This is a genomic window from Rhodovarius lipocyclicus (assembly GCF_009900765.1).
Classification (GTDB): domain Bacteria; phylum Pseudomonadota; class Alphaproteobacteria; order Acetobacterales; family Acetobacteraceae; genus Rhodovarius; species Rhodovarius lipocyclicus.
Map to the genome: position 1 here is coordinate 242437 of NZ_JAAABL010000003.1, position 13534 is coordinate 255970.

13 protein-coding genes are annotated in these 13534 nt (G+C 69.8%); 7 read left to right on the top strand and 6 right to left on the bottom strand.

Features of this window, described 5'->3' with window-relative positions:
* Positions 1 to 19: 19 nt before the first annotated feature.
* A complete protein-coding gene (locus GT007_RS06310) occupies positions 20 to 1945 on the bottom strand; it encodes a calcium-binding protein (protein WP_160120727.1) in 1926 nt (641 codons plus the stop codon).
* A gap of 166 nt (positions 1946 to 2111) precedes the next feature.
* Here GT007_RS06310 and GT007_RS22330 point away from each other — a divergent pair, with 166 nt between their 5' ends.
* The 3 genes from GT007_RS22330 to GT007_RS06325 are packed head-to-tail and all read left to right on the top strand — an operon-like array spanning position 2112 to position 4947.
* On the top strand, positions 2112 to 3362 hold the full coding sequence (locus GT007_RS22330) for a D-alanyl-D-alanine carboxypeptidase family protein (protein WP_160120728.1): 1251 nt from the start codon (positions 2112 to 2114) through the stop codon (positions 3360 to 3362).
* Positions 3359 to 3973, top strand: coding sequence for a dTMP kinase (gene tmk / locus GT007_RS22335; protein ID WP_457852336.1), 615 nt, complete (start codon positions 3359 to 3361; stop codon positions 3971 to 3973). The genes GT007_RS22330 and tmk overlap by 4 nt, the downstream gene beginning before the upstream one ends.
* The gene (locus GT007_RS06325; protein WP_160120730.1) at positions 3970 to 4947 is read left to right on the top strand and encodes a DNA polymerase III subunit delta'; all 978 of its coding nucleotides are present in this window, start codon (positions 3970 to 3972) and stop codon (positions 4945 to 4947) included. The genes tmk and GT007_RS06325 overlap by 4 nt, the downstream gene beginning before the upstream one ends.
* On the opposite strand, the gene GT007_RS06330 is transcribed toward GT007_RS06325, so the two are convergent.
* Positions 4940 to 5653 (bottom strand): methyltransferase domain-containing protein, encoded by a 714-nt coding sequence (locus tag GT007_RS06330; RefSeq protein ID WP_201451812.1) that lies wholly within the window; start codon positions 5651 to 5653, stop codon positions 4940 to 4942. The genes GT007_RS06325 and GT007_RS06330 overlap by 8 nt on opposite strands.
* Positions 5654 to 5801: 148 nt before the next feature.
* Between GT007_RS06330 and metG the strand changes: the two genes are divergently transcribed.
* Together metG and GT007_RS06340 are read left to right on the top strand one after the other, a co-directional pair.
* A complete protein-coding gene (gene metG / locus GT007_RS06335) occupies positions 5802 to 7325 on the top strand; it encodes a methionine--tRNA ligase (protein WP_160120731.1) in 1524 nt (507 codons plus the stop codon).
* Between the two features lie 8 nt (positions 7326 to 7333).
* Entirely contained in the window at positions 7334 to 8113 is a 780-nt protein-coding gene (locus tag GT007_RS06340; protein WP_160120732.1) for a TatD family hydrolase, read from the top strand.
* Here GT007_RS06340 and GT007_RS06345 read toward each other — a convergent pair.
* Positions 8094 to 8543, bottom strand: coding sequence for a DUF805 domain-containing protein (locus tag GT007_RS06345; RefSeq protein WP_160120733.1), 450 nt, complete (start codon positions 8541 to 8543; stop codon positions 8094 to 8096). The genes GT007_RS06340 and GT007_RS06345 overlap by 20 nt on opposite strands.
* A gap of 62 nt (positions 8544 to 8605) precedes the next feature.
* Between GT007_RS06345 and GT007_RS06350 the strand changes: the two genes are divergently transcribed.
* Both GT007_RS06350 and mazG read left to right on the top strand, forming a co-directional pair.
* Positions 8606 to 9418, top strand: coding sequence for an MBL fold metallo-hydrolase (locus GT007_RS06350; protein WP_201451813.1), 813 nt, complete (start codon positions 8606 to 8608; stop codon positions 9416 to 9418).
* A 244-nt stretch (positions 9419 to 9662) separates the two neighbouring features.
* Complete coding sequence (gene mazG / locus GT007_RS06355; protein ID WP_160120734.1) at positions 9663 to 10457, top strand: nucleoside triphosphate pyrophosphohydrolase; 795 nt, start codon at positions 9663 to 9665, stop codon at positions 10455 to 10457.
* 32 nt (positions 10458 to 10489) lie between these two features.
* On the opposite strand, the gene GT007_RS06360 is transcribed toward mazG, so the two are convergent.
* The 3 genes from GT007_RS06360 to GT007_RS06370 all read right to left on the bottom strand — a co-directional run.
* Positions 10490 to 11419 (bottom strand): pirin family protein, encoded by a 930-nt coding sequence (locus tag GT007_RS06360; RefSeq protein WP_160120735.1) that lies wholly within the window; start codon positions 11417 to 11419, stop codon positions 10490 to 10492.
* A 5-nt stretch (positions 11420 to 11424) separates the two neighbouring features.
* Complete coding sequence (locus GT007_RS06365; RefSeq protein ID WP_160120736.1) at positions 11425 to 13056, bottom strand: DUF6311 domain-containing protein; 1632 nt, start codon at positions 13054 to 13056, stop codon at positions 11425 to 11427.
* 150 nt (positions 13057 to 13206) lie between these two features.
* Positions 13207 to 13534: hypothetical protein (locus GT007_RS06370; RefSeq protein ID WP_160120737.1), on the bottom strand; the 328-nt coding region annotated here is incomplete at its 5' end.

Genomic DNA, 13534 nt, shown 5'->3' on the forward strand with positions numbered 1-13534 from the left:
GGGCAGGCCGGAAGGGGGCTCAGAACAGGAAGTCGCCCTCCAGGAACGCATCCGCGCCATAGACGAAGATGCTGTCGGCCCCGATGCGGATGATGCCGCTGCCCCCGCCGAAGGCGAAGCCGCCCTCGATCGCGGCGAAGCTCAGCCCCAGCCCGCCCAGGTCGATCCTCATCCCCTGCGCCCGGTCGAAACCCGAGATCTGGTCCGCCCCCCAGCCCGCCCGGCCGTACAGGAAGCGGTCTGCCCCGCCATAGCTGTAGATGATGTCGTCGCCCGTGCCGCCATCGAACACATCGGCCTGGGCGCTGCCCCACAGCATGTCGTTGCCGCCCATGCCCGACAGGGCGGAGCCCAGCAGCGGATTGGCCACCAGATTCTCGCCCATGGCGCTGCCGGTCAGGCTGACCGCGCCCTCCAGCAGGCGGCCCACCTCCACCTCGCCCGGCATCACGAAGCCGGAGGCGGTGATCCAGGCCATGTCGTAACCGCCATCGGCGGCTTCCTCGATGATGCTGGCGGCATCGAACACCACGAACTGGTCGTTGCCCGCGCCGCCGATGAAATGATCGGCCCCACCCTGGCCGCGCAGGATGTCGTCGCCCTCGCCGCCGTCCAGCGTCTCGGCGGCGGCGCTGCTCCATATCTCGTCATCGCCGGCCATGCCGAGCAGGGTGTTGCCCACGCCGCCGCTGGCGATGATGTCATGCCCGGCCCGGCCGGTGATGGTGGCGCCGCTCGTCACCAGCCGGGCGATCTCCACCTGGTCTGGAATGACGAAGCCCGAGACGGTGACCCAGACCGTGTCGGTGCCCTCATCCGGCAATTCCTCGATGACGGTGCCGGCATCGAACACGACATACTGGTCATGGCCGCCGCCGCCGCGCATCACATCCGCCCCGCCCTGGCCACGCAGGATGTCGTCGCCCGCGCCGCCTTCCAGCGTATCGGCCAACGCGCTGCCCCACAGCGTGTCGTCGCCGCCCATGCCCCGCAGGGTGCTGGCCAGCGCGCCGTTGGCCACCAGCTGCTCGGCGCCGTCATGGCCGGTCAGGCTGCGGGCCGCGCCGGTCAGATAGCCGATTTCCACATTCTCCGGCATGGATTGGGCGTCGACCTGGAAGAAGACGCTGTCCGTGCCCTCGCCCGCCTTCTCGATGATGCTCTCCAGCCCGGAGACCACGAGATAGATGTCGTTGCCCGCATTGCCGCGCAGGGTGTCGGCGCCGCCGCCGCCCATCAGCGTGTCGTCGCCCTCGCCGCCCGAAAGGGTGTCCGCCGCGGTGCCGCCGATGATCACGTCGTCGCCACCCAGCCCCTGCACATCCACCACGCCATGCCCGGGCGCATTCCCTTGGCCCAGCAGGATGAAGGCCGAGAAATCCAGCCGGTCCGCCTGCGCGGTGCCGCGCACGTGGGAATCCGGGCGCAGCAGCTCCACGCCGCTGAAGATGGCCGTGTCGTGCAGCACGATGGGGCCGATGCTGAAGATGGCCGTGTCGAGGCCCTCGCCGCCATCGACATGCAGCCGCGTCAGGTCGGTCACCAGATAGAAGGTGTCGTTCCCGCCATCCCCATACAGGGAATCGGCGTAGCCCTCTCCGCCGCCATGGATGTCGTCATCGCCGAGGCCGCCATGGATGATGTCGCTGCCGCTGTCGCCGCTCAGCAGGTCATTGCCCTGGCCGCCGAAAATCTGGTCGTCGCCCTCGTTGCCGGAAAGGACGACATCCTGAATATCGGTGAAGGGCGAACCCTCGGCGGGGGCGGAGGCGGTTCCGTACAGGATATCGTTGCCGCCAGCCCCGAAGACGCCCCAGTAGAAGCTGTAATGAAAGGTGAAGCCGCCATCATCCAACGGCTCGACCCAGCTCAGCACCCATTCCACGCTCAGGGTTTCATTGTCGTCCGTCCCGGAAATAGACGGGTAGGCATAGGTGGGGGGCACGCTTGTTCTCCGTCGCGTCCGGGAGCGGGAGTGCCACCGCGTTCCGACCATTCGCGGCGCCACAGGGCCGTGCAAGCACGAAAAGATGATCTTCCTCGCGGCGCGTGGCACCACTGCCCGCATCCCCGCTTGAGCCAGCCCATATTTCGGGCGTAAGCCCCGATCCATGGCCGAGCCCCGCGACGAATCCCGCCCCGACCACGGCAAGACCCGCCGTGCCCTGTTAGCCGCGCCCCTGGCGGCGCCCGCGCTGCTGGGCGCGACAGAGGCCATGGCGCAGCAGCGCCCGGCCGCCCGCGCGCCGGCCCCACGCGCGCCGCGCCCGGCCGGCACCCCCGCCAGCAGCCCGGTGGGGCCGGTGGATACGCTCGCGCGCTACGTCATCCTGGTGGATTACGAAACCGACGCGGTGCTGCTGGAGAAGGGGGCCGATGAGCGGATGACCCCGTCCTCCATGTCCAAGCTGATGACCATGTATGTGGTGTTCGACCTGCTGAAGCAGGGCCGCATCCGCATGGACCAGACCTTCACCGTCAGCGAGACGGCCTGGCGCATGGGCGGCAGCCGCATGTTCGTCGAGGTCGGCAGCCAGATCAGCATCGAGAACCTGACGCGCGGCGTCATCATCCAGTCCGGCAACGACGCCTGCGTGGTGCTGGCCGAAGGCATCGCGGGCAGCGAGCGCCAGTTCGTGGAGCTGATGAACCAGAAGGCGCGGGAGCTGGGGCTGACCAACTCCACCTTCCGCAACGCCACCGGCTGGCCCGACCCCGAGCACCGCATGACCTGCCGCGACCTGGCCCGGCTGGCCAAGCGGCTGATCCATGATTTCCCGGAATATTACCGCTTCTACTCCGAGCGCAATTTCCGCTGGAACAATGTCAGCCAGGACAACCGCAACCCGCTGCTGTCGCGCATGAACGGCGCCGATGGCATGAAGACCGGCCATACGGAGGAAGCGGGCTATGGCCTCGTGGGTTCCGTGAAGCAGGGCGAGCGGCGGCTGATCCTGGTGGTGAACGGCCTGCCGACCATGGGCGCGCGCATCGAGGAAAGCGTGCGGCTGATGGAATGGGGCTTCGGCAATTTCGAGAATGTGGTGCTGTTCCGCGCCCAGGACGCGATCGAGGAAGTGCCCGTGCATCTGGGCGCGCGGCGCACCGTGCCGCTGGTGGGCGGGCGCGACGTGGTGGTGACGCTGCCGCGCACCTGGCGCAGCACCATGCAGGCCCGCCTGCGCTACGAAGCCCCGGTGGCCGCCCCCGTGATGCGTGGGCAGGAGCTCGGCCGACTGGAGATCGGCGGCCAGGGCGTGCCGCCCATCACCCTGCCGCTGTATGCCGGGGCGGATGTGGAACGGCTGGGCATGCTGGCGCGCATCCCCGGCGCCCTGCAGCGGCTGATGGGCGGAGGCTGAGCCCCTTGTTCATCACGCTGGAAGGCGGGGAGGGGGCCGGGAAATCCACCCAGATCCGCCGTCTGGCCGCGCATCTGGCCGCGCGTGGCCGCCCCGTGCTGCTGACGCGCGAACCGGGCGGCTCGGCGGGGGCGGAGGCCACGCGGGCGCTGCTGCTCTCCCGCCCCTGGGATGCGAAGGCCGAGATGCTGCTGCATTTCGCGGCCAGGCGGGAACATGTGGCGCGCAGCATCCGCCCGGCGCTGGCGGCCGGCGCGGTGGTGCTGTGCGACCGCTTCGCCGACAGCACGCTCGCCTATCAGGTGGCGGGACAGGGTGGTGACCGCGCCCTGTGGGATGGGCTGGTGCAGCTCTCGCTGGATGGGGTGTGGCCCGATCGCACGCTGCTGCTGGATATTCCGCCCGAAACCGGCCTGGCGCGCGCGCATACGCGCGGCGAGGTGAACCGCTACGAAAGCCTGGGCCTCGGCTTCCACAGCCGGGTGCGGCAGTGCTTCCTGGACCAAGCGGCGGCCGAGCCCGGGCGCTTCCGGGTGATCGATGCGGGGCAGGGGCCGGAGGCGGTGTTCGCCGCCATGCTGGCCGCCCTGCCGCCCGAACTCGGCGCATGAGCGCACCGGAGCCGCGCGAAAACCCCCTGCTGCTGGGCCATGAGGCGGCGGAGGCGGTGATGGCGGGGGCCGCGCGCTCCGGCAGGTTGCACCATGCCTGGCTGCTGGGCGGGCCGCCCGGGGTGGGCAAGGCGACGCTGGCCTACCGCTTCGCGCGCTGGCTGCTGGCGGGCCAGCCCGCCGGCGAGGGGCTGGCGCTGCCGCCCGACAATGCCGTGTTCCGCCGCGTGGCCGCGGGCGCCCATGCCGACCTGCTGGCGCTGTCGCCCAACACCGGCGAGGGCAAGCGGATGATGATCCGCGTGGAGGATGTGCGCGGCCTGAAGGGCTTCATGAGCCTGACGCCCGCCGAGGGCGGATGGCGCGTGGTGGTGCTGGACCAGCCCGAGACCATGGACGCCGCCGGCCAGAACGCCCTGCTGAAGACGCTGGAGGAACCGCCGCCGCGCGCCATCCTGCTGCTGGCCTGCGCCGCCCCGGGTCGCCTGCTGCCCACCATCATGAGCCGGGTGCGGCGGCTGGAGCTGAACCCGCTGCCCGATGCCGCCATGGAACGCCTGCTGGGCGACTACCTGCCCGAGATGGCGGCGGAGGAGCGGCGGGAGCTGATCGGCCTGTCCGGCGGCGCCCCGGGCCGGGCGCTGCAACTGGCCCAGGGGGAGGGGCTGGAGATGGCCCGCCTGGCGCGTGAGGCGCTGGGCGGCGTGCCGCCCCGCCGCGCGCTGCAGATCGCGGAGCGCGTGGCCGGGCGCGAGAGCGGGCCGATGATCACCTTTTTCGCTCTGCTGCGGGCGGGGCTGGCCGCCGGCACGCGGGCGGCGGGGCAGGGGCAGGGCCCGCCCTGGGCGGCCCGGCGCACGCCCGGCGAATGGGCCGAGATCTGGTCGCGCCTCGGCGCCCACGCCGCGGCGGCGGACAAGCTCTCGCTGGACCGCAAGCAGGCGGTGATGCAGGCGCTGGACTGGCTTAACTAGAAGAAGGCGCGTCGCCCGGACGGAGCGCCGCCAACTCGGCCTCTAGCGCCGCAATGCGTTCCCGGGCCTGGCGCAGCAGGATCTGATCCCTTGTGAGATGAGGCGGCGGCCCCACGCTCGCGGCCAGTTCGCCCAACCGGCGCAGCTGCATGGCATCGGGCAGGTCGTCATGGATGAAACTGCCGGGCGGGGGCGCCTCGCGCCCGAACACCATCACGCAATCCTCCCACTGGTCCGTCATACGCGGAGCGATGAAGCTCTCCATGGCCCGGATGTCGAACCCCCGGGCGCGGCCCCAGCTCTCCAGCGCCACGGAGGCATCCGCGTAGAAACGCCAGCAATCCAGGGGAAAGCGATGGGTTTCCCCGTTCGAGGGCGCGTTGACATACAGATAGCCGCCGGGCCGGGTGACACGCAGCATCTCCAGGAAGGTCTCCCAGAACGCCGGCGCGTGCTCGAACACCGAAGTGCAGACGACGGCGTCGAAGCGGCCGTCCTCGAAGGGCAGGCGGCCGGAACCGTCCAGCACCACATCCACCCCCGGCCCCGCCTCCATGTCCGCGCCGCAATAGCGCAGGCCGGGCGGCGCGACGGAACGCAGGCTGCCATTGATGTCCATGGCGCCCAGATCCAGCACTTCCGGCGCCTCTCCCCGCAGGTAGTGGCGGAAGAACAGCTCTCCCAGTCGCATCGCGGTGTCGTGCAAGGGATGCCTCCTGACCCGATGGAAGGGGATGCTGCCACGCCAGGCAGGGTTCTGGCCACGCCGCCCCGCAGAACATGTTGTGAGCGCGCCCCGGGGGCCGCCAGTCTGGCCCTAGCCATCGCGGGGCCAAAGAGGCATATCCGCCCCCATGCCCCGCTACATCACGACGCCCATCTATTACGTGAACGACAAGCCGCATATCGGCCACGCCTATACCTCGCTGGCCGGCGATGTGCTGGCGCGCTGGTGGCGGTTGTCCGGTGAGGAAGTGTTCTTCCTGACCGGCACGGACGAGCACGGCCAGAAGGTGGAAAAGGCCGCGAGCGACGCGGGCATGGAACCCAAGGCCTTCACCGACAAGGTGAGCCAGGCTTTCCGCGACCTGACCGTGACCATGGGCCTGTCCAACGACGCGTTCATCCGCACGACGGAGCCGCGGCACTACGCCGCCTGCCAGGCGCTGTGGAAGAAGCTGGCCGATGCCGGGCACATCTATCTGGGCCATTACGAGGGCTGGTACGCGGTGCGCGACGAGGCCTTCTATGGCGAGGACGAGCTGATCGAGCGCGACGGCGTGAAGCTGGCGCCCACCGGCGCGCCCGTGGCCTGGGTGAAGGAGCCGTCCTATTTCCTGCGCCTCTCGGCCTTCGCCGACAAGCTGATCGCGCTGTATGAGGCGCAGCCCGACTTCATCCTGCCCGCCACCCGCCGGAATGAGGTGGTGGCCTTCGTGAAGGACAATCTGCGCGACCTGTCGATCAGCCGCACCTCCTTCCAATGGGGCGTACCGGTGCCGGGCGACGACGCCCATGTGATGTATGTGTGGATCGACGCGCTGACCAACTACATCACGGCGCTCGGCTACCCGGATGAGGCCGCGCCGCTGTGGAAGTTCTGGCCGGCCGATGTGCATTTCGTCGGCAAGGACATCCTGCGCTTTCACACCATCTACTGGCCCGCGATGCTGATGGCCGCCGGCCTGCCGCTGCCCCGGCGCGTCTTCGCCCATGGCTGGTGGACGAATGAAGGCCAGAAGATCTCCAAATCCCTGGGCAATGTGATCGACCCGGTGGGGCTGGTGGAGGAGTTCGGCCTGGACCCCGTGCGCTACTTCCTGCTGCGCGAGGTGCCCTTCGGCCAGGATGGCGATTTCAGCCGCAAATCCCTGGTGAACCGCCTGAACGGCGAGCTGGCCGACGCGCTGGGCAACCTCGCCAACCGCACGCTGAGCCTGATCCAGCGCAATTGCGGCGGCGTGCTGCCCCCGCCCGCGGCCCGCAATGAGGCCGACCAGGAATTCCTGGCCCAGGTCGATGGGCTGCGCGGCGAGCTCGACACGCTGCTGGGCGAGCAGAAATTCGACCAGGCGCTGGCCGCCATCTTCACGGTGATCCGCGAGGCCAATGGCTATATCACCCGCGAGGCCCCCTGGGCGCTGAAGAAGACCGACCCCGTGCGGATGGAGCTGGTGCTGCGCCACCTGCATGACGCGCTGCGGGCCTTCGCCACTGTGCTGCAGCCCTTCATGCCCGCCACGATGGCGGCCCTGCTGGACCAGCTGGGCGTGCCCGCCGAGGCGCGCGCCCTGGCGGCGCTCGCCACCCCGCTGCCCGGCGGCATCGCCCTGCCGCCGCCCGCCCCGCTGTTCCGCAAGGTGGAGCTGGCGGCGTGAACCCAGGGGTGAGCATCGTCGACAGCCACTGCCACCTCGACCATTTCACGGCCGAGGAGCAGCCCGAAATCGTGGCCCGCGCTGTCGCCGCCGGCGTGACCCGCATGACGACCATCAGCGTGCGGATGAGCCAGGGGCCCACCATCCGCGCCCTGACCGAACGCTTCCCCGAGGTCTGGGGCACCGCGGGCGTGCACCCGCACCAGGCGGGCGAGGGCGTGATGCCGACGGTCGAGGAGATCGTCGCCGCCACGGACCACCCGCGCATCATCGGCATCGGCGAAAGCGGGCTGGATTATTTCTACGACAAATCCCCGCGCGACGTGCAGCGTGAGAACTTCCGCCGCCACATCCGCGCGGCCCAGGCCACGCAACTGCCGCTGTGCATCCACGCCCGCGACGCGGATGAGGACATCGCCGCGATCCTGACCGAGGAAGCGGGGAAGGGGGGTCGCTTCCCCTTCCTGCTGCATTGCTTTTCCTCTGGCCGGGCCTTGGGCGAGGCGGCACTGGCGCTCGGGGGCTATATTTCCTTCTCCGGCATCCTGACCTTTCCGCGCAGCGCGGAGCTGCGGGAATTCGCCCAGGCCGTGCCGGCCGAACGCCTGCTGGTGGAAACCGACAGCCCGTACCTGGCGCCCGTGCCGCTGCGCGGCAAGCGCTGCGAGCCGGCCTATACCGCACTGACGCTGAAGGTGCTGGCCGAAACCCGTGGCGTGGCGCCAGAGGAGATGGCGCGCATCACCACGGACAATTTCTACCGGCTGTTCACGAAGGCTGCCCGATAACCGCCAGCGGGTCCGCCCCGAAGCGGTTGGCGCCCATGGTGCCGCGCGACAGGAACCAGACCAGCAGCAGCACGCCGGTGCCGAAGGCGATCAGCCCGCCGAGCCACAGCAGCACGATCGCGGCCTCCAGGCTGGTATAGGCCGGGATCATCACGACCAGCCCCAGCATCGGGGCCAGCAGCCACCAGCCGGATTTGTCCAGGTCATGCAGCCGCCGGACGGAAACGGCCAGCATCGGCAGGAACAGCACCAGCGAGACGATGGTGGAAAAGGGCGACAGCTCCATCCCGACCATTTGATCCAGCACGCCGGCCACGGCGGTCAGGATCAGGTTGAACAGCATAAAGTACCAGTATTCCGCCCGCCGGGCGCGGCCCGCGAAGCTGACATACTTGTTCAGGCAGGTCTTGATCGCCGTGCCGAAATCCATTCTTGCTTCTCCGACCGTGTGGCTGGGCTCACGCATTCTCGTCCCCGTGGCAGAATGCTGCCATGCACACAACCGCCACAAGCCTGATTCGCGTCCGCCTGCTCGGCACCGGCCCCAGCAATGGCGTGCCCCTGCTGGGCGGGCCCGATGGAGCCGGGGATTGGGGCGCGTGCGACCCCGCCAACCCGCGCAACCGTCGCACCCGCACCAGCGCGCTGGTCACGGGGCCTGACGGTTTCCGGCTGCTGATCGACCCGGGGCCCGACCTGCGCCAGCAATTGCTGACTGCGCGCATCGGCAAGCTGGACGCGATCTTCGTCACCCACGCCCATGCCGACCACATCATGGGGCTGGACGAACTGCGCCAGATCAACCGCGAGACGGGCAGGGAACTGCCCCTGTACGCAGCCCCGGAGACGATCGAGGAATTGCAGGGCCGCTTCGGCTACGCCTTCCTGGGGCCGACGCCCGGCTTCTTCCGCCCAGCGCTGGAGCCCTTGGCCGTGCGCCCGGGCCATGTGCTGGCGTTCGGCGCCATGCAGGCGCTGGTGCTGGACCAGGACCACAAGGTGATGCGCACGCTGGGCCTGCGCATCGGCGGCTTCGCGTACTGCACCGATGTGGTGCGCATGCCGCCCGAGAGCCTGGAGGCGCTGCACGGCGTGGACACCTGGGTTGTGGGCTGCTTCGGCCGCCGGCCGCACCCGGTGCACGCGCATGTGGATCTGGTGGCCGCCTGGGCCGCCCAGGTGGGCGCGCGCCGCACCATCCTGACCCATATGGGCAACGCGCTGGATGAGGCCGCGCTGCGCGCAACCCTGACCGGCGGGCTGGAGCCTGGATACGATGGGCTGGGGATCGATGTGGAAGGCTGACACAGGTTTTCCACGGAGTTTCCCACACTCACGATTTTTCCATAATATATCTTATGCGATAAGAGCACCTGTGGATATCGTGGTTTTCCGCGGGTTTGCGGGCGACGACATTTCCCCCTCCCTTTCGGCCCTTTGTCGGCCGGCGACATATCGCCGACACAACCCCTGTCAGCGGCTGACACGACCTGCGTCCGGGACTGACACGGCTTGCGTCATCGACTGACCTGGGCGCAGGAATTGCGCCATGCCCGACGCGATTCCCCCCATCGCGCGCCTGCTGACCATCATGGCCGCACTGCGCGACAAGACCTCCGGCTGCCCCTGGGACCAGGTGCAGGATTTCTCCACCATCGCGCCCTACACCATTGAAGAAGCTTACGAAGTGGCCGACGCCATCGCTGCCGGCCCCGACCCCGCGACGCTACGCGATGAGCTGGGCGACCTGCTGTTCCAGGTCGTCTATCACGCGCAAATGGCCGCCGAGCGCGGCTGGTTCGGCTTCGACGACGTGGCCGAGGCGATCAGCAAGAAGATGATCCGCCGCCACCCGCATGTGTTCGGGGACGCGGCGGCCCGCGACGCCGGCATGCAGACCGCCGCCTGGGAAGCGGAAAAAGCCAGGGAACGTGCGGCACACGGGGAATCCGGCACGCTGGCCGGGGTGGCCACCACCCTGCCCGCCCTGACCCGCGCGGCCAAGCTGACGAAGCGCGCGGCCCGCGTCGGCTTCGATTGGGACAGCGCCGAGCAAGTGCTTGAAAAACTGGAAGAAGAAACCACCGAGCTGCGCGCCGAACTGCCCGCCATGAACCCCGCCCGCATCGCGGACGAGGTTGGGGATATCCTGTTCGTCGTCGCCAACCTAGCCCGCAAGCTGGATCTGGACCCGGAGGCGACGCTGGCCGCGGCCAACGCCAAGTTCACCCGGCGCTTCCAGGCTGTGGAAAACACTCTGGCCGGCCAGGGCAAATCCCCCGCCGACGCGACATTGGCCGAGATGGAGGAAGCCTGGGTCCAGGCCAAGAAATCCGGTCTGTAAATCCTTCACACCACCACCGGAACACGCGGACTCTATTCGTTCCGCGAATCGGGCCGCGATTCGGCGCGTATTTTCCTATTTTCTGGCAAAGGTATATATTCTTCTTCGTCGCCAGGAACCAAGGGAAACCGCCGCGCCGCCCAATCCGCCTTCGCCGCCTCGATCCGTTCATGGCTGGAGGAGACGAAATTCCAGAAGATATGGCGCGGGCCATCCATCACGGCCCCGCCCAGCAACAGCAGCCGCGCGCCCAGCGGCCCGGCCCGCAGCGCCAGCGCGTCCCCGGCGCGGAAGATCAGCAGCCTGCCTTGCTCATGCGCCACGCCGCCCACCTCGATACTGCCCTCAGCGATGAAGGCGGCGCGTTCCTCATGCTCTGCGTCCAGCGGCACCACGGCGCCGGGCGCCAGCACCGCATCGGCATAGAACAGCGGCCACAGCGTGCTGGTCGGCGAAACCTGGCCCCAGCCCGTGCCCGCGATCAGCCGCAGCGCGACGCCCTTGTCCTCGATGAAGGGCAGCGCGGAGACCGGCTGATGCTCGAAGCTCGGCGCGCGTTCCTCCTCGGTCTTCGGCAGCGCCATCCAGCTCTGGAAGCCGGACATGGTCTGGCCGGTCGCGCGCAGCGGCGCGTCCGTGCGCTCGGAATGCACGATGCCGCGCCCGGCGGTCATCCAGTTCACCTCACCCGGGTCGATCGCCTGCCGCACGCCGGTGCTGTCGCGGTGCATGATCTGGCCCTGATGCAGATAGGTGATGGTGGCCAGCCCGATATGCGGGTGCGGCCGCACGTCCAGCCCATGGCCGGGCTCCAGCCGCCCAGGGCCGATGCGGTCCAGGAAGATGAAGGGGCCGACCATCTGCTTCTCACGCGCGGGCAAGGCCCGCCGCACCTCGAAGCCGCCGACATCATGGGCGCGCGGCACCACGATGATATCCACGGGCGGGGCCAACTCGGTCATGGGGGTTACTCCGGTGGTGTCGGCGCCAAGTTTGCCCCGGAAGCCGCCCGGCTGGCGAGGCCGCCGCGCGCCCACCAGCCCGGCGCCAGCACCCAATACCCATCATGCCGCGCCAGCACGTCACGCACCGGGTCCATCCCCGCCAGGGCGCGGGAGAGCGCCCCGGCATCGGTCAGCACATAGAGCGTGCCGGGCTCGGGCCGGCCCTGGATCAGCCGGCGGGCGACATCGGCGTTCAGCGCCCCCACCCGGCCCGCGTCGATCCGGGCCAGATACACCGCATCCGTCTCCAGCCCCCGGGAGGCGGCGTAGACCGCCACTTCCTCCCACCCGCGGGCCTGGTTGCCGGCGGTGACCAGGCGCACGCGGCCGTAGCGGCGGGCAGCCTCGGTCCAGAAGGGTTCGGCCAGGCGCAGCGCCACATGCTGGGCGGTGGGCGGGAAATACCCCGCCAGCCGGTCGAAGCCCGGGCGCAGATCCAAAACCTGCAACAGCACCAGCGCGGACAGCACCAGCCCCGCCCGGCGCGGCCCCAGGCCCTGCACCAGCACCCACACCCCGCCCAGCAGCGCCGCATAGCCCAGCGGCCAGAAGAACCGCTCGGAGGCCCGCAACGCGCTGGCCAGCCGCACCGCCGCATCGGGCAGCGGCAGCCAGGTGAGGATATGCCCGCCCACGGAAAGCCGATGCGACACCGCGACCAGCAACATGGCCAGCAGCGCCGCCACCAGCCAGCCCTGGCGCTTCAGCCCCGCCGCCGCCGCGCGCCGCAACCCGGGCCGCGCCGCCAGCAGCATGCCACCCAGCCCCAGCAGCGCCAGCGCGCCGAGACCCAGATAGGACCCGCCGACCTCGGGATGGCCCGGCCCTGGCAGATCGGGCAGGAAGGCGCCCCAGAATCCGGGGGTGAAGGGCGCCAGCAGGTCCATCTGCATCTCGCCGAAGCGCGCGCCCTGGCCGTCATGCCCGGCATTCAGCGCGAAGAACCCGGCGGCCCACAGCCCCAGCACGCCCACGCCCGGCACCAGCGCCCATTCCAGCGGGTTTCGCTGGCGGCGTGCCAAGGCATCGGCCAGCCACAGCGCCAGCACCATCGGAAGAATATAGGAATGGATCAGCGAGGTGGCGGCCACCAGCACCGCCCAGCGCCACCAGCCTCCAGGCTTCAGGCAGCACCACAGCCCCGCCAGGATCAGGAATTGCGCCGACAACGCGAAATGCCCGCCCATGCGCGTCAGCAACATGGGCTGTAACAGGAAGATCGCGGCACCGGCCAGGCGCGGCCACAGCGCGGGCGTCACCCGCCCCAGCAGCGCGAAGGCCAGCCCGCCCTGCAAAGCGCCGCAGGCGAACAGCCACAGGCCCCAATACTGCTCGATCGTCACCACATCCCGCAGGGCCTTGAAGACAAAGGCCAGCAAGGGAATGGCGTCGGCATAGAAGACGGAGGAACTGAGTTCGAGCCCGAACCCCGGGTTCAGACCGGGCGGGAAGGACCAAGCGGCCTCCCGGAAGAAGGTCCAACCCAACCAATACTGCACCGGGTCCGGCCCCAGCATGCCCGAGAGCATCCACCCCGTGCTCCAGGGCGGCAGGATGTGGGTGCCGAACACGGCGCCCACCATGAGAAGCCCCATGGCGGCGGCCAATGCCCCGCCCACCCAGGATACCCGGGCGGAAGCTGGCGGCGCTGCGTCATGCTGAGGCATGACGCACCGTCGCCCGCGATTGCGCTGGCATCAGGGCGGAGTTGCGGCGCGGCGCCACGATTGCCGCGCCGCGCACGCTCAGCGGGCCGCCCGGCGCAGCGACAGGGTGTAGGTGCAGCCCATGCGCCGGTATTCGCCGGTGAAGCCGTGGCTCTCGAACTTACCGTCCGCGCTCATGGTGCCGTCGGCGAAGGTGGCCATGCCGTCGCTGGTGATGGTCGCCTCGGTGGGGGCGGTGCGGCCCACACGCAGGGCGGCGCGGCCACCATTCACCGTCATCACCGCGGGCAGCTGCGGCGGCCGGCAGGCGGCATCCTGGCCGGGCGCGCGGCGGGCGGCGCCGCGCCAGCGGCCATCGAGGCCCACCGGGGCCGCGTTGATCGGCGACGGCGCGGGGGCCGGCGGG